The sequence below is a fragment of the Sorangium sp. So ce204 genome (assembly GCF_051526795.1).
Taxonomy (GTDB): domain Bacteria; phylum Myxococcota_A; class Polyangia; order Polyangiales; family Polyangiaceae; genus Sorangium; species Sorangium cellulosum_B.
The window spans coordinates 8,761,312-8,780,481 of sequence record NZ_CP150317.1 but is presented as its reverse complement, the minus strand read 5'-3'; the positions used below and the strand labels follow the sequence as shown (position 1 = coordinate 8,780,481).

The 19,170-nt window shown below is 72.8% G+C and carries 18 protein-coding genes; 10 read left to right on the top strand and 8 right to left on the bottom strand.

All coding sequences use genetic code 11. The features are described from left to right. The first annotated feature begins 18 nt into the window (after nucleotides 1–18). Both WMF22_RS32760 and WMF22_RS32755 read left to right on the top strand, forming a co-directional pair. The gene (locus tag WMF22_RS32760) at nucleotides 19–441 is read left to right on the top strand and encodes an RNA recognition motif domain-containing protein (protein ID WP_437543126.1); all 423 of its coding nucleotides are present in this window, start codon (nucleotides 19–21) and stop codon (nucleotides 439–441) included. Between the two features lie 108 nt (nucleotides 442–549). After that, nucleotides 550–735 carry a hypothetical protein gene (locus WMF22_RS32755; RefSeq protein WP_437293905.1) on the top strand — a complete coding sequence of 62 codons (186 nt, stop codon included), beginning with the start codon at nucleotides 550–552 and terminating at the stop codon, nucleotides 733–735. 82 nt (nucleotides 736–817) lie between these two features. On the opposite strand, the gene WMF22_RS32750 is transcribed toward WMF22_RS32755, so the two are convergent. Next, on the bottom strand, nucleotides 818–1,006 hold the full coding sequence (locus WMF22_RS32750; RefSeq protein WP_438032321.1) for a hypothetical protein: 189 nt from the start codon (nucleotides 1,004–1,006) through the stop codon (nucleotides 818–820). A gap of 12 nt (nucleotides 1,007–1,018) precedes the next feature. Between WMF22_RS32750 and WMF22_RS32745 the strand changes: the two genes are divergently transcribed. From WMF22_RS32745 to WMF22_RS32725, 5 genes are all read left to right on the top strand, one after another. Continuing rightward, on the top strand, nucleotides 1,019–1,213 hold the full coding sequence (locus WMF22_RS32745) for a hypothetical protein (RefSeq protein ID WP_438032320.1): 195 nt from the start codon (nucleotides 1,019–1,021) through the stop codon (nucleotides 1,211–1,213). A gap of 354 nt (nucleotides 1,214–1,567) precedes the next feature. Continuing rightward, complete coding sequence (locus tag WMF22_RS32740) at nucleotides 1,568–2,677, top strand: DUF72 domain-containing protein (protein WP_438032319.1); 1,110 nt, start codon at nucleotides 1,568–1,570, stop codon at nucleotides 2,675–2,677. 11 nt (nucleotides 2,678–2,688) lie between these two features. Next, complete coding sequence (locus WMF22_RS32735) at nucleotides 2,689–5,919, top strand: hypothetical protein (protein ID WP_438032318.1); 3,231 nt, start codon at nucleotides 2,689–2,691, stop codon at nucleotides 5,917–5,919. Nucleotides 5,920–5,988: 69 nt separating this feature from the next. Next, a complete protein-coding gene (locus tag WMF22_RS32730; protein ID WP_438032317.1) occupies nucleotides 5,989–7,092 on the top strand; it encodes a deoxyhypusine synthase family protein in 1,104 nt (367 codons plus the stop codon). A 25-nt stretch (nucleotides 7,093–7,117) separates the two neighbouring features. Beyond that, on the top strand, nucleotides 7,118–7,684 hold the full coding sequence (locus WMF22_RS32725) for a hypothetical protein (RefSeq protein ID WP_438032316.1): 567 nt from the start codon (nucleotides 7,118–7,120) through the stop codon (nucleotides 7,682–7,684). Here the strand turns inward: WMF22_RS32725 and WMF22_RS32720 are convergent. The 4 genes from WMF22_RS32720 to WMF22_RS32705 are packed head-to-tail and all read right to left on the bottom strand — an operon-like array spanning nucleotide 7,681 to nucleotide 11,667. Further along, nucleotides 7,681–8,841: a homogentisate 1,2-dioxygenase gene (locus WMF22_RS32720; RefSeq protein WP_438032315.1), complete on the bottom strand. Its 1,161-nt coding sequence runs from the start codon at nucleotides 8,839–8,841 to the stop codon at nucleotides 7,681–7,683. The genes WMF22_RS32725 and WMF22_RS32720 overlap by 4 nt on opposite strands. Continuing rightward, complete coding sequence (locus WMF22_RS32715; RefSeq protein WP_438032314.1) at nucleotides 8,841–9,989, bottom strand: 4-hydroxyphenylpyruvate dioxygenase family protein; 1,149 nt, start codon at nucleotides 9,987–9,989, stop codon at nucleotides 8,841–8,843. Before WMF22_RS32715 ends, WMF22_RS32720 begins: the two co-directional genes overlap by 1 nt. Before the next feature lie 38 nt (nucleotides 9,990–10,027). Further along, on the bottom strand, nucleotides 10,028–10,693 hold the full coding sequence (gene maiA, locus WMF22_RS32710; RefSeq protein ID WP_438032313.1) for a maleylacetoacetate isomerase: 666 nt from the start codon (nucleotides 10,691–10,693) through the stop codon (nucleotides 10,028–10,030). Further along, complete coding sequence (locus WMF22_RS32705) at nucleotides 10,690–11,667, bottom strand: fumarylacetoacetate hydrolase family protein (protein ID WP_437293896.1); 978 nt, start codon at nucleotides 11,665–11,667, stop codon at nucleotides 10,690–10,692. The genes maiA and WMF22_RS32705 overlap by 4 nt, the downstream gene beginning before the upstream one ends. A 136-nt stretch (nucleotides 11,668–11,803) precedes the next feature. On the opposite strand from WMF22_RS32705, the gene WMF22_RS32700 reads away from it, so the two are divergent. Beyond that, on the top strand, nucleotides 11,804–14,269 hold the full coding sequence (locus WMF22_RS32700) for a substrate-binding domain-containing protein (RefSeq protein WP_437293895.1): 2,466 nt from the start codon (nucleotides 11,804–11,806) through the stop codon (nucleotides 14,267–14,269). Between the two features lie 42 nt (nucleotides 14,270–14,311). Here WMF22_RS32700 and WMF22_RS32695 read toward each other — a convergent pair whose 3' ends face one another. The 3 genes from WMF22_RS32695 to WMF22_RS32685 all read right to left on the bottom strand — a co-directional run bounded on the left by WMF22_RS32695 (nucleotide 14,312) and on the right by WMF22_RS32685 (nucleotide 17,125). Beyond that, nucleotides 14,312–14,665: a DUF1801 domain-containing protein gene (locus tag WMF22_RS32695; protein ID WP_437293894.1), complete on the bottom strand. Its 354-nt coding sequence runs from the start codon at nucleotides 14,663–14,665 to the stop codon at nucleotides 14,312–14,314. A 147-nt stretch (nucleotides 14,666–14,812) separates the two neighbouring features. Further along, nucleotides 14,813–15,595 carry a dienelactone hydrolase family protein gene (locus tag WMF22_RS32690; protein ID WP_438032312.1) on the bottom strand — a complete coding sequence of 261 codons (783 nt, stop codon included), beginning with the start codon at nucleotides 15,593–15,595 and terminating at the stop codon, nucleotides 14,813–14,815. A gap of 123 nt (nucleotides 15,596–15,718) precedes the next feature. Beyond that, nucleotides 15,719–17,125, bottom strand: coding sequence for an NAD-dependent succinate-semialdehyde dehydrogenase (locus tag WMF22_RS32685; protein WP_437293892.1), 1,407 nt, complete (start codon nucleotides 17,123–17,125; stop codon nucleotides 15,719–15,721). A gap of 446 nt (nucleotides 17,126–17,571) precedes the next feature. On the opposite strand from WMF22_RS32685, the gene WMF22_RS32680 reads away from it, so the two are divergent. Together WMF22_RS32680 and WMF22_RS32675 are read left to right on the top strand one after the other, a co-directional pair. Continuing rightward, nucleotides 17,572–18,417: a hypothetical protein gene (locus WMF22_RS32680; RefSeq protein WP_437293891.1), complete on the top strand. Its 846-nt coding sequence runs from the start codon at nucleotides 17,572–17,574 to the stop codon at nucleotides 18,415–18,417. Then, on the top strand, nucleotides 18,414–19,163 hold the full coding sequence (locus WMF22_RS32675; protein ID WP_438032311.1) for a metallophosphoesterase family protein: 750 nt from the start codon (nucleotides 18,414–18,416) through the stop codon (nucleotides 19,161–19,163). Before WMF22_RS32680 ends, WMF22_RS32675 begins: the two co-directional genes overlap by 4 nt. Nucleotides 19,164–19,170 lie beyond the last annotated feature (7 nt).

The following is a 19,170-nucleotide window of genomic DNA, read 5'->3' as shown; positions in this document are numbered from 1 at the left end:
TAAAAAAAGCAGGATGGCATGGGAAATCGTCTCTACGTAGGAAACCTTTCGTTCAGCACCACCCGCGAGACCCTCGAGTCCGCGTTCGCCGCAGCCGGCGAGGTCCGTGAGATCGCGATGCCGACCGACCGCGAGACGGGGCAGCCGCGCGGCTTCGCGTTCGTGACCATGGGCTCGGCCCAGGCCGCGAACAGCGCGATCTCGCAGCTGAACGGCGCGGTCCTCGACGGCCGCGCGCTCAAGGTCAACGAAGCGCAGGAGCGCCCGGCGCGCGGCTTCGGCGGCGGCGGTGGAGGCGGCTTCGGCGGCGGCGGCGGTGGGGGCGGCTTCGGCGGCGGCGGCGGCGGCTTCGGTGGCGGCGGCTACGGCGGCGGCGGCGGCGGTGGCCGCGGCGGTCGCGGTGGCTCCGGCGGCCGCGGCGGTCGCGGCGACCGGTACTGATCGCGGGCGCGGCGCGGCGCCGCTCGTGCGCCGCGCCTGCGCCTTCAGGACGCACCGCGAGGTGCTGAAGAACGCGCCGCCCGGAGGCGCGGAAAGGCCTGGCTCCCTATGCAGCAGAAACAGGCAGCAATGAAGCGGCAAAAAGAACGCGCCCGGCAGGAAAAGCAGCGCGAGAAAGACGCGAACCGTCTCGCGCGCCGCAAGGAAAAGGGCCCCGGCGACGGCGGGGCACCGGGGGAGGATCCGGACATCGCCGGGATCGTCCCGGGGCCACAGCCTCCCATCACCGAGTGAAGCGCGGAGCGTGAGCCGAGGCGCGGACAGCGCCTCGGCCGCCGCTCGCGGCGTACGCCGTCCCGGGCGATGAGCGCCCGCCCTACGCCTCGGGGCTACGGTACGTGGCCGTGGCGACGTAGCGGAGGACCCGGGAGCAGCACTCGCCACCACAGCTCCCTCGACAGGCGCATTCCCCCTCGAACCGCGGCGTGCGCGAGGCGAGGCCGCGCAGGATCTCCTGCGTCACGTCGTAGCCGCCGTTGTCACACGACGAGTACGAGCACGGCATTTCGAACAGCGCATGCGCATGCTCGACAACGACGCGGCGAATGTACTGCGTCTCATTCATGGCCGAATTGGGCCGGGTCTCGCGAATTTCCAGATTCAGGCTCGTGAGCTGCGGCACCTTCTGAAGGAGCTTGCCGGCCGCCTGCTCTCGCTTCTCGCGGAGCAGCATGCGCTCCTCCCGCTCGATATTCCGGCGACGATTCGCTGAATACATCGATCACCTCTGTCCTGCCGGGCAGGAATATAACAATCCCCCTGGCCCCTGTTCAGTATAGCGCAGGCGACCGGTCGGCGCATGCACAATCTGGGCTCTCCACGTTGTCGGCGTTCTGTATTCGTGGCCTCATCCACGGCGAAAGGGCGTGACGAGAGCGTGACGGAAGACCGCCTGGAGCAGGATCTGGCAATCCGGGAGCTCGTCGAGCGGGCGGGAGCGTACGCGCACGACCCGCAGTTGCGCACGACGGGAGAGAGGACCTTCGTGAGAGGCAATGAGCACTTGCCGCCGTATCTCCGGGCGCGCGGTTCCATCGCCGCAAAGAGGCCTTAGGTTGCCCCCGATATGCACGAAGAAGCCCTGCGCGACCCGCAGCGGTCGCCTTCAGAGGAGGCTCCACACCAGCAGGAGCAGCGGCTCGCGCGCGCCTCGGCGCTCGCGGCGTGCGCGCCTGTGCCCGCCCGCATCGGCAACGCCCTTGCCGGGACCGCCGGGTGGACGGACCCGACCCTGGTGAAGAGCCACCGATTCTACCCGAAGGGCGTGTCGAGCCCGGCACAACGGCTGAAGTTCTACGCGTCCCAGTTCCCCGTGGTCGAGGTCAACTCGAGCTATTACGCCCTCCCGGGTCCGGGGACGGTGGCGCAGTGGGTCGAGCGGACTCCGCCTGATTTCGTGTTCAACATGAAGGCGTTCGCGCCGCTCACCCAGCACCCCGTGGAGCCCGTCCGCCTCCCCCCGGACGTCCAGGGCGCGCTGCCAGCCTCGCTCTTCGACCGGCGGCGCCTCTACCCGGCAGACCTGCCGGCCGAGGTCAGAGACGCGCTCTGGGAGCGCTTCCGGCTGGCGCTCGATCCGCTGCGCCAGGCGGGCAAGCTGGGGTATGTGCTCTTCCAGTTCCCTCCTTGGTTCACGGCGACGCGCGGCAACGTGCGTGTCATCGAGGATTGCCGGCGGCGCATGGACGGGCTTCCGTTCGCCGTCGAGCTCCGGCACGGGTCATGGGGCATGCCTGGACGCATCGAGCGCGTCGCGGATCTCCTCCGAGATCTCGGCGCGTTCTACGTCATCGTCGATGAGCCGCAGGGCAAGGACAACAGCATGCCTCCCACCGCCCTCGTCGCCGATCCTCGCCTCGCCGTGGTGCGCTTCCACGGCCGGCGCGAGGAGACCTGGGACGCGCCCGTCGGCGTGAACGAGAAGTTCAGGTACGTCTACGATCCCGTGGAGCTCGCTCCCTGGGCGGAGACCGTCGCGCGGCTCTCCCAGGAGGCAGAGCAGGTCCACGCGATCTTCAACAACTGCGTGTCCGACCATGCCGTGGTCGGCGCCAGGGGGCTCATGGCCCTCCTCGCCCGCAGGGCAGCCGCGCTGGCAGACGAGAGCGCCCCGTCGCGGCAGGCCCGGCCGTCCACTGAGCCTCGCTGCGCCGCGGCGGCCAGTGAATCACGGTAGTCTCAGCCCTGATGATGCAGTCCAGAGCGGCGGGCGCTCCCCGCCTCGCAGCGCCACCGCGCCCGTCGCGGCGCGCGGCCGCGCTCCTCGCTGCGCTCGCGCTCGCCCGCTGCGGCGGGGCGCCGGCCCGACCCGCGCCGCAAGAGCGCGGCGCGCCCGCGGCGGCGCGCCCCCCGCCGCCCGCGCCCACGCCCGCCCGCTGGGTCGACGCGAGCGGCGCGACAGCGATCGGGCCCCGGGTCGCCGGCGGCACGCTCGCGCTCGTCGGCGGCCAGCGCGTCCTCGTCGGGGCCGACGGCGCGGCGCGGCCGGAGACCGCGGCGTGCCCCGAGCCGCTGATCGAGCTCGCGCTGGTTCCGTCCGCGACCGGCCCGCGGCTCGTCGGGCGCGGAGTCCACGGTGTCTACCGGTTCGATGACCCGCTCGGCGCGCCCGCGGTCCTCGCCCGGTCCGAGACGGACCTCCAGCGCATCGGCGGCGGGCCCGCCGTCGTCGCGGTCTGGGACGCCATCGCCGACTCCCCGATCTTCCTCGACGTCGAGACGGGACAGCCGCGCACGCTGCCGGGCTTGCCCGCACTGCCGCTGCGCGCCCTCGCGTTCCGCGACGCGCGGCACGGCGCCGGGCTCTTCGAGGCGGCGGGGCTCGCGGTCACGGCCGACGGCGGCGCGTCGTGGCGCCCCGTCGCGCCGTCGCCGGGCGGGGACGGAGCGGACGGCGACCCCGCCGCGCTGCTCCGCGTCGCCGACGTCCGTCTGCGCGACGGCGAGCTGATCGCCGTGACGCAGGGCAGGGCCTCGTCGCCCGGGCAGCGCGAGGCGCGGATCCTGGTCGCCGAGGCGCGGCTCGGGCCCGCGCCCGCGCCCGCGCCCGCGCCCGACGACGACGCGCCCGAGCCCGGCCCAGGCGCGCCCCTGCTCCGCTGGATCCGCGCGACGGGGCGCCACCCGCTCGAGGCGGCGATCTCGAGCGGCGCGGCGTGGACGTCCGCCGCGATCACGGCGAGCCACGGCGTCCTCGCCCGCGTGGATCTCGCCACCGGCGCGCTCCACGAGGTCGCCCCCTTCGGCCGCGGCGACTGGCTGAACGTCTGCGGCGTCGGCCGCGCGGGGCGCGCGGCGTGGGTGGCCTGCGCGCTCGGCGAGGGCGGGACGGACGGCCGCCACGATCCGTTCGGCGTGCTCCAGGTCAAGGCCGGCCGCCCTCTCGGCAGCGAGCCCCCCGTCCTCGTGCGGAGCGGCGAGGCCGAGCTCCGCGTGTCCCCGAGCGGCGGCGCCCTGCTGCTCGCGCCGTGCGACGCGGAGGACGAGGGCAGCGTGTGCGTGCGCCAGCCGAGCGGCCGGTGGAGCACGGTCCGCCCTGGCGCGGACGTCCGCTGGCGCGGCGCCGGCGCGCTCGCCGACGGCCGGATCGCGATCCTGCGCGGGCTCTGGGACAGCGACGTCGCGCCCCGCGACGAGCCCGCGCCGCGCGGCGACGGCCGCGAGGGCGCCTCGCCCGGCGCCCATGTCGCGGTGATCGACGCCGGCGGCAGGGAGGCTCCGCTGCTCCCGCTCGGCTGGCTGCGCGGCGCGGGCGACGACGTCAACGTGGTCAGCCCGATCGAGGAGGGGCAGGACGGCGCGCTGTCGTTCGTGGTGGCCGACGAGGCCGGAGAGCTCACCGCCGTCGTCCTTTCCCCCGGCGGCGAGGCCTCGCGGGCTCGCCTCGCCGGGGCCGCGCACGCCGTGGTCCACGCCGGCCGCGGGATCGCCGTCGGGGAAGGGAAGGTGCTCGCGTCGGATGACGCCGGCCGCACGTGGTCGCCGATCGAGGTCCCACCCCAGGCCGCGGCGGAGATCGCCCGGAGTGGCGACCTGCTCGCCGAGCCCGGGATGCTGGCCGTGAACGAGGCCGGCCTGAGGATCTCGACCCACCTCCGCGTCGGCTGGGGGCCGCCGCTGCCCGCGCAGGGAGCGCCGCCCCGCGGCCCTGCGCTCGGGGCCGCGCCGCTCCTGCCGCTCCGCCCGCCGCCGTCCCCGGCGCTGCCGGAGCGCGCGCTCGCCTGCACGACACAGCCGGGGCCGCCGCTCTCGCCTGCGGGCGTGCCGCCGCCGCGCAGCACCCAGGAGGCGCTCGCGCTGCTCACCCGCGACATGAAGCCCGGAGCGGACGGCCAGCGGCGCGTCTCGTCGGTGAGCGACAGGCGCTGGGGCCAGCTCTCCACCGTCGCCGCGCTCGATGTGCGCTCGCCCGACGGCGCTGCTGCCAGAAGCGCCGGCGCCGATCTCCAGGCGCGCGGCGCCTCCGCCGCGCCGCGGGCGACGTGGACGCTGCGCTGGCTCGACCCGACCGAGCTCCAGGCCAGGGTCCGCTCGTGGACGGGCCCGGCGCCCGAGGGCGTCGGCCGGGACGCGATCCTCGCCCGGTTCGCGGCGTCCGGGGGCCGGATCCTGTTCGGGGTGCGCGCCTCGGGCCGCGACGTGCTGATCCAGGTGAGGCCGGGCCGCGGCGCCGAGGTCGCCGAGGTGCCGCTGGAGCTGATGCCCGAGGCGGAGGTCGCCTTCAGCGAGGCGCCGGATGGCCCCGTCGCGTGGCTCCGCGGGGCGTCGCTCGTCGCGTGGTCCTCCGGCGAGGCCCCGCGGCCGATCGCCTCGCTCGCGAACCTCGGCGAGCCCGCGCTGGGGCAGCCGACGAGCGCCGGGGTGCCGCTCTTGCTCAGCTTCCACGGCCTGACGCTCGGCCGGACGGTGCCGATCCCGCCTGCCGCGACGACGGCGCGAGGTGCGACAGCGAAGGCCCCGCCGCTCCTGCCGCTCGACGGCTGGGAGATCGTCCCGAATGTCCGCACCGAGCTCACCCGCATGCCGGCGTGCGCCGCGCGCCCGCGCGGCGCGCGCTTCCTGCTCGATCGGGCGAGCGCGTTCGCGACGATCGATGGCCGCCGCGCGCCCGCGAGCACGGCTGTCTATGACGTCCGTGTGTCGGGTCGTGACGTTTGCGTGGCGAAGATCGCCGCGCTGATGGATCTGGAGCGGCGGACCGACGGCCAGCCCAGCGCTGGCCCGCTCGCGTTCGTTCGCGCCGATCTCGCGGCCCGCCGCGCCGAAGGCGGCGATCGCGGGATCGGCCAGGGCGCCGGGAAGCTCGGCGGAACGGGCGGAACGGGCGGAACGGAGGGCGCGGCAGCGGGCAGACCAGCGGGCGGACCCGCGGACAGATCCGCGCGCCGCCTCGCGTGCTCGCTGCCCGTCCGGCCCTGAGCTCGCCCCTCTCGCGGGGAGCTTCGCGCTCGACGGCCCGCCCCCCGCGCGGGTATATGTTCGCGCCCTATGTCCTCTCCGAAGCACCCTCGCCCCTCGCACCGCCAGCTCGGCGACGGCGTCGAAGACCAGCTCGTCCCGCTCGCCGCGCTCGACCCGCTGAAGATCGATTCGTTCGACGATCTGCTCCGCGCGATGAGCAGGACGGCGTTCAGCGGCCGCGCGCTCGGCGAGGCGTGCGACGTGCTCGAGGCGATGGTGCGCGACGAGGACTGCCTCGTCGTGGCGACGTTCTCCGGCGCGATGACGGTCGCCAAGATGGGCGTCGTCATCGTCAGGATGATCGAGGCCGGGATGATCGACTGCATCATCAGCACGGGGGCGCTCATGGCGCACGGGCTGAGCGAGGCGGTCGGCCTGACCCATTACAAGGCGAACCCGGGCATCTCCGACGAGACGTACTTCGAGAAGGGGTACAACCGCGTCTACGACACGCTCGAGATGGAGAAGAACCTCAACGCGATCGAGGTCTTCGTCCGGAAGGAGCTCGACAAGCTGGACCCCGGCGCTCCCTGGTCGAGCGAGATCATCTGCCGCCAGCTCGGCAAGGCGCTCGCGGAGATGGGCGACTCGCCGGGCGTGCTCCGGAGCGCGTACCTCCGCGACGTGCCCGTCTACGTGCCGGCCTTCACCGACAGCGAGATGGGCCTCGACGTGGCGACATGGATGCTGCGCAAGGTGAAGGCGCAGCACGGCGACAAGCCGGGCTTCGACCTGTGGCGCGAGGCCGTGCCGCCGCCGTACAATCCGTTCCTCGATCTGCTGAGCTACGCCCGCCTGGTCCGCAAGAAGAAGCGCCTCGGCATCTTCACCATCGGCGGCGGCGTGCCGCGCAACTGGGCCCAGCAGGTCGCGCCGTTCTACGACATCGTCGGCGATCGCCTGGACATCGAGGTCGATCACCCGCGGTTCCAGTACGGCGTCCGCATCTGCCCCGAGCCCGTCCACTGGGGTGGCCTGTCCGGCTGCACGTACTCCGAGGGCGTGAGCTGGGGCAAGTTCACCCCGCCGCAGGAGGGCGGGCGCTTCGCCGAGGTGTACTCGGACGCCACGGTCGCGTGGCCGCTCCTTGTGCGCGCGCTGCTCGAGCGGCTCGGCAAGATGCCGAAATGAAATAGAGTAGGGCGAGGAGGTCATCGTGCTCGCCCCCAAGCGCCGCTCGCCGCGCACCCACTGGGTGCTCCTCTCCCTGGCCGCCGCCGGCGGCGCGCTCGTCTCCGCTGGCTGCCCCTCGCCCGAGGAGCGCGCCTGCGACCGCATCTGCGATTGCTCCGGCTGCAGCGAGGCGAGGTACCTCGAGTGCGTCGGCAAGGCGGAGACCGCGCGCGCGGCCGCGGTGAAGGCGAGCTGCACCGGCTCCTTCGACGACTACGTGGCGTGCGTCGAGGACGAGCTCGAATGCAAGGACGAGAGGTACCTGTTCGACGGCTGCGACAGCCAGCGAGACAGCCTCCGTGGCTGCGGCATCTCCATCTTTCGCAGCGTCTGCGAGGACGCCAACGACGTCTTCATGGCGTGCGGGCTGGGAGTCCCGTTCTCGACCAACCCCGACGACTGCGTCGGGTCGATCGTGTGCAACGCCCGCTGCATCATCGGCATGTCCTGCAATGGGCTGAACGGGATCGATTTCGAGGAGTCGCAGCGCTTCAACGAGTGCACGACCACCTGCTTCAGCATGCCCCAGGGCCCTGAGCCCCCGCGCTAGGGGCCCGCGATGAAGCTGTCCTGGTAGCCCGGGTCCTCCACCGCGAGCGCGGCCGCGGTGGCCGAGAGCGGGCGGATCGTGTCGAGCATGACCGCGAGCTCGCTCGTCTCGCGGGCCCCGAGGCTCGCCTCGTACGCGCCGGGGTGCGGCCCGTGCGGGACGCCGGCCGGATGGTGCGAGATGCTGCCGGGGCCGACGCCGCGGCGCGAGGTGAAGTTGCCGCGGCAATAGAACAGGAACTCGTCGCAATCGACCGACGCGTGGGGGTATGGGCAGGGGATCGCCTCCGGGTGGAAGTCGGTCGGGCGCGGCACGAAGCTGCAGATGAGGGCGCCGCGCGCGGCGAACGTCCCGTGCCAGTCCGGAGGCAGGTGCACGAGCCCGACGCGCGCCTGGAAGCGCTGGATGGGGAACGCGAACGGGTACACGGCCCCGTCCCAGCCGACGACGTCGAGCGGCGAGCGCTCGAGGGTGAAGCCGTGGAAGGCGCCGCCGCGCTTGACGACGAGCGCGCGGATGCCCTCGTCGAGGGGGCCGACGAACGTGGGCCGCCGGAAATCGCGGTGCGAGTACGGCGCGTCCATCCGCAGCTGGCCGACCTCGTTGCGCCACTTGCGCGGGAGGTGGATGTCCGCGGCCTCGATCGAGAGCCACCGCTGGGGCGCGGCGTCCGGGAGGAAGCGGTAGAAGAGCCCCTTCGGGATGACGACGTAGTCGTCCTGCTCGAAGCGGAGATCGCCGAGCATCGTGCGCAGGACGCCGCCCCCGTGGAAGACGAAGAACAGCTCGTCGGCGTCCGCGTTCGCGAAGTACACCGGATCGGCCGCGTCCGGCTGGACGAGCCCGATCACCACGTCGTCGTTGAACAGCAGCGGCACGCGGCAGTCGACGGCGGGCCCGCCCCGCCGCGGCAGATCCTGCGACCGGTAGTGCCGCTTCGCGAGCGGGCGCGCCGGCGCGGCGACCGGCAGCGTGAAGCCGTGCGCGGCCTCCGCGACCCGGTGCTCGTGCGGCCGGCGCTCGTGGTAGGCGATCGTGTAGGGGCCGTCGAAGCCCGCCCGCGTCAGGCACTCCTCGTAGCGGAGATCCCCCGCCTCGCTGCGCAGGGCGATGTGGTGCTTGGGCGGGACGATCCCGGCGACGACGCGATCGAGCATCAGCCGCTCCCCGCCTTCTGCTGCCGCTCGATGCTCTCGAACAGCGCCCGGAAATTGCCGGCGCCGAAGCCGCGGTCCCCCTTGCGCTGGATGAGCTCGAAGAAGAACGGCCCGGCCTCGGGATCGCGGTGCGTGCCCGACGACTCCTTGAGGAAGATCTGGAGGAGGTACGACCTCGCGCCGTCGCCGTCGACCAGCACCTCGAGCTCGCGCAGCGCCGCCACGTCCTCGTCGATCTGCCCGATGCCGAGCCGCTGCAGGCGCTCGGGCAGCATGTCGTAATAGGCGGCCGGGGTGGGCATGAACTCCACGCCCCGGCCGCGCATCGCGCGCACGGCGGCGAGGATGTCGTCGACGGCGAGCGCCACGTGCTGCACGCCGTCGCCGCGGTGCTCCTCGTTGAAGACGTTGATCTGCGAGCTCTTGAAGTGCGGCCGGTAAGGCTCGTTGTTCGCGAACTTCACGCCCGAGGCCGGGTCCCACATCACGGCCGAGCGCAGGCCCGAGCCGTGGTCCGTGTCCTTCGCGACGTCGTTCGTGTGGAACGCGATCTGCCAGAACGGCTCGAGCCCGAGCACGTGCTCCATCCAGAGCAGGGCGGGCGCCATCGTCTGGAAGTTCGAGGTGATGTGATCGAACCGGGCGATGCCGAAGCGGTTCTCGCCGCCGCGCGGCGCGTCGTAGGCCACGCAGCCGGGGAACAGCGCGGGGTAGCCGCGCCGCTCCACGAAGCGGAAGGTGGTGTCGCCGAACGGCGTCGTGATCGAGAACGAGGCGAAGGTGCCGCCTGCCTCCGTCACCCGATGCACCTCGTCGATCGGCGTACCCCCGCGGCCGTCGAGCAGCCGGAAGGCGCGGTCGACGTCCTCCACCTCGAAGATGACCGTGCCCACCCCGTCGGGGTGCTTGCGCAGGTAGCGCCACGCCCGCCCCCCCTCGCCGGCGGGCTCCGAGCAGACGACGACGCACTCGCCGGCCTGGAAGACGACCGAGCGCTGCGCCGCCGCCGCGGTGAGCTCCGGCGAGCTCGCGGCGATCTCCTGGAAATCGAGCTTCTCCGTGTAGAACCTGCGGCTCCGCTCCAGGTCGCGCACGTAGTAGTGCAGCGCCTCCACGCGCTTGATGCCGATCGACTCCACCTTGGCCATCCGGGTCCTCCGTCGCGAGGGGGTAACGCAGGGGCGAGCTAGGCGACCGCGTCGACCTGGCGGTCGGCGTGGGCGGCCTGGAACGCGGGCAGATCCATGCACGCGGCCTCGATGCGCGTGAGGGTCGAGAGCGGCGCGAGGTCGACCTCGTAGCGCCGCGCGTTGTAGAGCTGGGGCACGAGGAACACGTCCGCCACGGTGACCTGGTCGCCGACGCAGAACCGCCCGGAGAGCTCGCTCGCCGCCGCCTGGAACGCGGCGAGGCCCGAGGCGATGAAGCGCCGGCCGAAGGCCTTCTCATCGCCGCCGAGCTCGTCCCTCACGTACTTCAGCGTGGCGGTGTTCTGCATCGGCTGGGTGCCGGAGTTGATCATCTCCACGAGCTGCCGCGCCCTGGCGCGCAGGTACGGATCCGCGGGCAGGAGCGGCGGCGCGGGGAAGAGGTCCTCCAGCAGCTCGATGATGGCCACCGACTGGGACACACGACGGACGGCGCCGCCCTGCTCGAACTCGAGCAGGGGCACCTGCGCCATCGGGTTCTTGGCCCGGTACTCGTCGCGGAGCTGCTCGCCGCCGTCCCGGACGAGGTTCACCGGCCGGTACGCGTGCTCGACGCCCTTGTGGGCCAGCGCGATGCGCACGCGCCAGCTGCACGAGCTGCGCCAGTAGCCGTAGAGCGCGAGCCCCTTCACCGCGGCGCTCATCTGGCCACCACCCGCTGCGCGATGCGCCCGAAAAGGCTCTCTCCCGCGCGATTCAGCATCTCGATCATGATCGTGTCTCCTGGCTTCATGAACGGCGTCCTGGCCGCCCCGTCCGAGAGGATCTCGAGCATGCGCCGCTCGGCGAGGCAAGAGACGCCGCGCGCCGGGTCCTCGTTGGAGACGGTGCCGCTGCCGAGGAGCGTCCCCGCCGTGAAGCCGCGCGTCCTGGCGATGTGCTCGATGAGATCGAAGAACGAGAAGTGCATCTCCGGGCCGGCCTCGGGATCGCCGATGAGCGCGCCGTTGTAGGTCGAGCGGAGCCGCAGGTGGACGCGCCCGTCGCGGAGCGCGTCCCCGAGCTCGTCGGGCGTGATCGCGAACGGCGAGAACGCGGTGGCGGGCTTGGAGCAGAAGAACCCGAACCCCTTCGCGAGCTCGGCGGGCACGAGGTTGCGCAGCGTCACGTCGTTGGCCAGCAGGAAGAGGCGGATGTGCCGGTGGGCCTCTTCGCGGCGCGTGCCCTGCGGGGTGTCTCCGAGGACGGCGCAGACCTCGGCCTCGAAATCGAGGCCCCAGGCCTCGTCATGCAGGACGATGTCGTCGGTCGGGCCGAGGAGGACGCCGGAGCCGCCCTGGTACACGAGCGGATCGGTCGTCAGCGTCTCGGGGGGCTCCGCGCCGCGCGCCTTGCGCACGAGCACGATGTGGTGGATGTACGCCGAGCCGTCGATCCACTCGTAGGCGCGCGGAAGCGGCGCAGCGAGCTCTTCCGCGACCAGCGGCGCCACGGCCGCCTCGCCGCGCTCGACGTCGGCCGCGATGCGGCGGAGCGCGGGCTCGGCGCGCTCCCAGTCGTCGAGCGCGGCCTGGAGCGTGGGGAAGGCCTCGCCGGCACGCGTGTAGGCGAGGCCGTCGCGGCGGACGACGATGAGCGTGCCGTCGCGGCCGGGGCCGCGGAGAGAGGCGAGCTTCATGCGGGGGCGAGCTCCTCGTGGTCCTACGGTGGTCCCATCGTCTCTGCTTGACAAGCACGAGCCCGCTCACGCCTGCTACGGGATGCGCCCGCACGCGCGCTGCGCGGCGAGCGAGCGAGCGGCTGAACGGATTTGCATGACTACCGGACTGGACGTTTTCTCGACCCTCCACGACCTTGTGCGGCGAGCCATGGAGGGCCTCCCCGGCGCGCGGCGCGGGAGCCTGCTGATTCGCACCGGCCGGCGCCTCTCCTGCAAAGCGATTGTCGGGCTCGACGGCCTCCTGCCGGGCCGGGTGAACATGCCGTCCGACGGCGGGGCGCTCAGCGCGTCGGCTCCGTTCGGCCCCGCCGCGGCGCCCGAGGCGGCGCACGGCCCGTGCCTCGTCCCCGCGGCCGCGTGGTACGAGGCGCACCTGCCCGAGCTCGCGGAAGCGCCTGGCTGGCCGCTCGACGGCGTCCACGTCCACGTCGTACCGGTGCCCATGTTCGGCGCGCCGGGCGCTTACCTCGCGCTGGAGCAGCCGGACGCGGCGCCGCTCTCGGGCCCGTGGCGCGCGCTCGTGGAGTCGATCGCGGTGAGCGTCGGCGTCGTGCTCGAGCGGCGCGGCCTCTTCGAGGAGAAGGCGCAGAGCGCCCAGGAGCTGCGCCTGCTCGAGGAGGTGCTGAGCTCCGTCGCCGAGTCGGTCGATCTCCTCGAGCTCATCGAGACGCTCGCGGACGGGATCCGGAGCGTGCAGACCGGCCCGCGGTGGAGCACGATCGATCTCGCCGTCCTGGAGGACGCCGGGGGCGAGGGGCGCGTCGCCGACGGATGGCGCGGATCCCACGACGCGAGCGGCGCGCGAGGCCTGCCGATGATCCGCGTCTACAAGGCTCCCCGCCGGCCGCTGACGGCGTACTGGAACAACCTGCGGGACGGCGCGCTGGCGGCGGGGCGCGATCTCCGGGTCGGGGTCGAGTTCAGGAGCGTCATGTCCGCCGGCGCCGCGGCTCAGGAGGCGCTCCTCGAGGAAGGGATCCGCCGGCGGGTGGACGGGATCGCGATCGCGCCCATCGACCCCGTGGCCCTCGAGCCGGCCATCGGCCGCGCGATGGCGGCGGGCATCCCGGTCATCACGATCGACACGCCGGCCGCCCCGGGCAGCCGGTCGTTGCTCTACGTCGGGACCGACAACCGGGCCGCCGGGAGGATCGCGGGCGAGGCGATGCTGCGGCTCATGCCGCAGGGAGGCGAGATCACCGTCCAGGCGGAGTCCTTCGCCGTGCCGAACGCCCAGGGACGCATCGAGGGGTTCCGCGAGGCGATCGCCGGCTCGTCGGTCCGCGTGGCCTCGCTCTCGGAGAACCTGTTCGACGTGGAGAGCGCGATCGCGCTCGCCGTCGACGCGGTGCGGTCGAACCCCGGCCTCGCCGGCGCCCTGGGGGTGTGCAGCGAGAACGGCCCCAGCCTGGGGCTTGCCTCGATGAGGCACGGGCGATCCGGCGATCTCAAGGTGGTCGCCTTCGATCTCGTCACCTCGACGGTCGCGATGCTCCAGGACGGCGTGATCCACGCGGCGATCGTGCAGCGCGAGTACGACATGGGGTACCGCGGCGTGCAGGCGCTCTACGAGATGGCCACGCGCGGCGTCCCGGAGGCCCTCGCGGATCTGCCGGCGTCGCGCTGCATCGACACGGGGGTCGACCTCGTGACCCTCGAGCGCACGCCCTTCTCGAGCGCCCTCTCGGATCACCTCGCCTCGAGCTCCGCCCGCAGGATCGCGAGCCGCAGGCTGGGCGCGGGGGGGCACGAGCGCGCGCTCGATTTCCTGGTGATCGGCATGGCCCAGCGCGAGACCCTCGTCGACGATGAGCGCGCGCCCGTCACGGCCGACTCGCTCGTGGGCCGGGTGATGCGCTCGTGCAGCTCGCTCGTCATCGACACCGCGTCGAGCGAGCACCAGCACCTCCGCGACGTCGCCGAGGCGCGCCGGAGCGGCGCGCGCACGCTGGTCGGCGTGCCGCTGCTCTCCCGGGAGGCGGTCCTCGGGGTCCTCGTCCTGGCCAGCCCGCAGCCCGACGCGTGCTCGGCGACCGACCTGGCGCTCATCGAGCGGGTGGCCGCGGTGGCCGCCGTCGTGATCGAGAACGCGCGGCTCCTGTCGCGGATCAAGGAGCGGACGAGGGCGCTCGAGTCGCTGAGCAGCCGCCAGGAGGCGCTCCTCGAGACGATCGCCGCGATGTCGAGCCCGGTGGTGCCGATCGCGCGCGGCGTCCTCGTCATGCCGATCGTGGGCGCGCTGGACACGCACCGCTCCGGCCGCTTCATCGAGGCGATGCTGAGGGAGATCTCCGAGCACCAGGCGCGCGTCGTGATCATCGACGTCACCGGCATGGCGGTGGTGGACGCGAGCGCGGCGAACCACCTCGCGCAGGCGGCGCGCGCCGCCGGGCTGCTCGGGGCCGAGGTGGTGCTCGTCGGGATCGCGCCCGAGGCCGCGCGGCTCATGGTGGAGCAGGGGCTCGATCTCGGGGCGATCGTCACCCGCTCCACGCTGGAGCTCGGGTTCTCGTACGCGCTCGGCAAGACGGGCGGGCGGGTCGTCCACGGGCGCCGCTGAGCCGCGGGCGCGGCCGTCGCGCAGCGGCGCTCCGCGCGATCCTCACCGGCCCCGGTGGAGCGCGACGGCGGCCGCGACCAGCGCTGCGATCGCGGCGACGTCCACGTCCTTGGCGGAGCGGATATGGAGGTTCCTGGCCTGCTTGGCCTCGCCGGTGAGCAGGCCGTTCGGATCCGGCAGATCGGCGCCGCGCTCGAAGCCGAGGGTCACGCCGAAGCGCTGCGGGGCGAGCCAGCAGATCTTGTGTTGGTCGCCGCCGCCCATCCGGAAGCTGACGAGCCGCCAGCCTGCATAGACGTGCTCGTGGACGTCGGGAATGATGCGGAGGAGCAGCTTGCGCACGCGCAAGGTCAGCTGTTGCGCTGCAGGGGGGTACTCGCTCAGCAGAGCGGCCACGGCCGGATCGTCCGACACAGTCAATGACGGTAAGTCGACGTTCACCGAGACGCAACCGGCTGTACCTCGTCGCGTGGCGTGGCGTGGCGTGGCGTGGCGTGGCGTCGCGTGACGTTCCGGCCTGGGCATGGCTTTTGTCGCGGGCGATCAGGGGTGGAGTCGCTCGCGGAGAAAGGCGAGGACGCGCGAGAGCGCCTCGCGCGTCGGGTGGCCCTCGCGGTCGACCAGATCGGCCGTGAGGACCGAATGGGCGGTGCGCGGGATCCCATGTGGGTTGCCTGGGGACGAGTCGATCTCGATCCCTTCGAAGCCGTCGCCGAGCTCTGCCCGGAGCCGGTCGAACCGCTCCTTCGGGCACAGCGGATCGCGGGTGAAGCGGAGCCCGAGCACCGGGGTGCCGGCGGCGACGCGCTCCTTGACGGTGCGGAGGCCGTCATCGGAGAGGTGGAGCCCGGCGCGGTGTTCGCGGGGGACGGGGATGGGCAGCGACGGCTGGCTCAGCACGGGCGCCGCGATGGCGGGGTCGACCATCAGCGCCAGCGCGAAATTGCCCGTTACACACATGCCGATCGCGCCGACGCCCTTGCCCCCGAGCTCTGCGTGGACGACGCGGCAGAGCGCGCGCAGCCAGCCGGTGATCGGGCTCGCCTGCCTGGAGGCGAGGACGTGGAACTCGCGGCTGATGCACACGCGGGCCGACTGCTCGGCGATGTAGAGGGGCGTGGCCGGCTTGCCGGGCGCCCCGAAGAGGTGCGGCACGAAGACGGTGAAGCCGGCGTCCGCCACGCGCTCGGCGAACGCCGCGACCGGCGGGGTGATGCCCGGGATCTCGTGCATGACGACGACGCCCGGGCCCGCGCCGCGGCGGTAGACCACCCGCGCCACGCCGTCGTGGGAGAACTGCGTCTCGGTGAAGCCGGGGAGCGACATGGCCGCCATCATCGCCCGTCGCACGACGCCGCGGAAGCGGCGGCCGGACGGCTGGCGAGCGGCTCACCCGGCGATCGCCCGGCCGCTCGATCGCGCCGTCCTCCGGCCGCTCCGCTCCTCGGATCACTCGGATGCTGGCAGGCCCCTCGGCCGTTCGTCCTTGGCGATCCAGACGGTCTTGACGTTCACGAACTCGCGCAGGCCGTACGAGGAGAGCTCGCGGCCGTGGCCGGACATCTTGATGCCGCCGAACGGCAGCCGGGGGTCGGACACGACCATGCCGTTGATGAACACCTGGCCGGCATCGAGCTCGTTGATGAGGCGCTCGCGCTCGTCGGCGTCGCGGGTCCAGGCGCTCGCCCCGAGGCCGAACCGGGTGGAGTTCGCCATGTGGATGGCCTCGTCGAGGTCGGTGACGCGGAAGACCGCCGCGACCGGGCCGAAGAGCTCGTCGTCGGCGGCGGGGGAGGGGCGCTGGACGTCGGTGAGCACGGTCGGCGGGAAGTAGTTGCCCGGCCCCCTCAGCCGCTTGCCTCCGGTGAGGAGGAGCGCGCCCGCGGCCACCGACGCCCGCACCTGCTCCTCGAGCTCCGCGGCGATCTGCGGGGTGGCGAGCGGCCCGACGTCGACCGACGGATCCATCGGATCACCGACCCGCAGGCGCCGCATGGTCGCGACGAAGCGCTGCTCGAACTCGGGCGCGATCGACTCGTGCACGATGAAGCGCTTCGCCGCGATGCAGGACTGGCCGTTGTTGATGATGCGCGCGCGGATCGCGGTCCCCACGGCGGCGTTGAGGTCGGCGCTCGGCAGGACGATGAACGGATCGCTGCCGCCGAGCTCGAGCACCACCTTCTTGAGGTGCTTCCCGGCGTGGGCGCCGACGCTGCGCCCCGCGTTCTCGCTGCCGGTGAGCGTCGCGGCCGCGATGCGCGGGTCGGCGAGGAGGCGCGGCACGACGTCGGTCCCGGTGATCAGCGCCTGGAAGACCCCTTCCGGGAAGCCGGCCCGGCGGAGGATGTCCTCGATCGCGAGCGCGCAGCGGGGGACGTTCGAGGCGTGCTTGAGGAGGCCGACGTTGCCGGCGACGAGCGCCGGCGCGGCGAAGCGGAAGACCTGCCAGAACGGGAAGTTCCACGGCATGATGGCGAGCACCACGCCGAGCGGGTGGAAGGCCACGTAGCTCTTGCCCGCGTCGGTGGCGACCTCCTCGGGGGCGAGCAGGCGCTCGGCGTTGTCGGCGTAGTAGCGGCATGCGGTCGCGCACTTCTGGGCCTCGGCGATGGCGGAGCCGATGGTCTTCCCCATCTCGAGCGTCATGAGCTGCCCGAGCTGCTCCTTCTCGCCCTCCAGGATGTCGGCTGCCCGGCGCAGCTTCTGGGCCCGCTCGGCGACCGGGGTCTTCCGGAAGCCGCGGAACGCGGCGTGCGCGCGCGCCACCTTCTGCTCCAGCGCCGCTGACGAGAGCGGTTCGAACGTCTCGAGCGTCTCTCCGGTCGCTGGATTGATCGTCGCGATGGCGGTGTTCACGGATGTGCCTCCTCTTCGAGCGTCGGGGGCCGCGGCTCGTCGCCAGCCAGCTCGGGGCGCGCCGAGCGGTCCCGGCAGGCGAGCTTGAGCCAGACCCGCCACGTCATGCAATGGTCAGCGAGGACGAGCCCGCTTCTCTTCCTTCGTTCGTGTCGCTCCGGCGTCTTCCGACGTGGTCCGCGGGGTCCAACGCGGGTCCACGCGGCCCTCGCGGTCCTCGCATGTTCCGGGCGCGTGAGGGGGGAGGGGGGTCGCCATCGCACGTCCTGTTCATTACGCAGAGGGGGATGGCCCGCAGCGGATCCCCTGTCGCAGGCGACGCGGAGCACGCGCTTTCAGCCCGGGCGACGCGTGCCGGTGAGCGCGCGGCGCTCGCTCCTCCGGCCTTCGACGACCCTGCTCGCCAGCTCTCCCGCGCGGGCGAGCTGGAGGTGAGGGTGAGGGCGATGGACGCCCTCCTCTGCGCCGGCGTGCCGTTCATGGTGGCGGGGGCGTATGCCTTCTTCGCGTACACGGGCATTTTCCGGGACACGAAGGATCTCGACGTGATGCTGGACGAGCGGGAGGTGCCGGCGGCGTTCAGGGCGCTGGAGCGGGCCGGCTTCGAGACGGAGCTCATCGATCCGCGGTGGATCGGCAAGGCCTATGCGGGCGATCGCTTCATCGATCTCATCTTCTCGTCGAGCAACGGCCTGGCCGTGGTGGACGCCGGCTGGTTCGAGCACGCGCGCCCGGCCACGATCCTGGGGCACTCCTGCCTGATCGCGCCGGTCGAGGAGATCATCTTCACGAAGGCGTTCGTGGACGAGCGGGAGCGGTACGACGGCGCCGACGTGAACCACCTCATCTATGCGTGCGGGGACGAGATGGACTGGGAGAGGCTCCTCGCCCGGTTCGGCCCCTACTGGGAGGTCCTGCTCGCGCACCTGACGCTCTACCGCTTCGTCTATCCGGGCGCGCGGAGCCGGGTGCCCGGGTGGCTCGTCGACGAGCTCTGCCGGCGCACGCTGGAGCAGATGCGGGCCGGCGACGCGCCGCTCCGGGTCTGCCGGGGGAACCTGATCAGCAGGCAGCAGTACATGCACGATTACGAGAAGCTCGGGCTCATGGTGGGGCCCGCTGCGTCCGCGTCCGAGGCGGCGTGGGGGTCGCTGTGCCGGAAGCGCCGGCGGTCTGCGGCGGGGCGGCCTCGCCTCGGCAAGGGGAAGCCGGGCCGTGACGGGGCTCCGGGCGGCGCGGAGGGGCCGAGGGTGGAGGTCGAGGCGGCGCGGGTCCGCAAGCCGGGATCATGAGCGCCGCCGTCGCTGGAGGGAACGGGGAGCCGGGCAAGCGCCGCATCGCGGCGTCCTCGGATCTGCACTGCCGGCCGGAGCACGGCGCCAGGATGCGCGAGCTCGTGAAGGCGGTGAACGCGGAGGCGGAGCTGCTCGTGCTGTGCGGCGATCTCACCGATCGCGGCCATCCCGAGGAGGCGAAGGTGCTGGCCGACGCGCTCGCCGGGCTCTCGATGCCGTGCGCCGCCGTGCTCGGCAACCACGATCTCGACCGGGGGGCGGGCGCCGAGATCGCGAAGCTGCTGGGCGACGCGGGCGTCGAGGTGCTCGACGGCGATCACCTGATCATGCGCGACGACATCGGCGTTGCCGGCGTGAAGGGCTTCATGGGCGGGTTCGGGAGCGCGACGCTCCAGGCGTTCGGCGAGGGCCCGCTCAAGGCGTTCGTGCAGGAGGCCGTGACCGAGGCGCTGAAGCTCGAGGCGGCGCTGTCGCAGCTCGACAGCGAGAAGAAGATCGTGATCATGCATTACACGCCGATCCTCGAGACGACCGTCGGCGAGAACGTGGAGATAAGGCCGTTCCTTGGGACGAGCCGCCTCGCGGCGCCGATCGATCTGTACGGCGCCGACGTGGTCTTCCACGGCCACGCGCACCACGGGGCGCTCGAGGGGCACATGTCGAACGGGACTCCGGTCTACAACGTGGCGATGCCGCTGCTCAAAAAGCTCACCGGCAAGCCGTTTCTGCTGTTCGAGGTGTAGCGGGCGA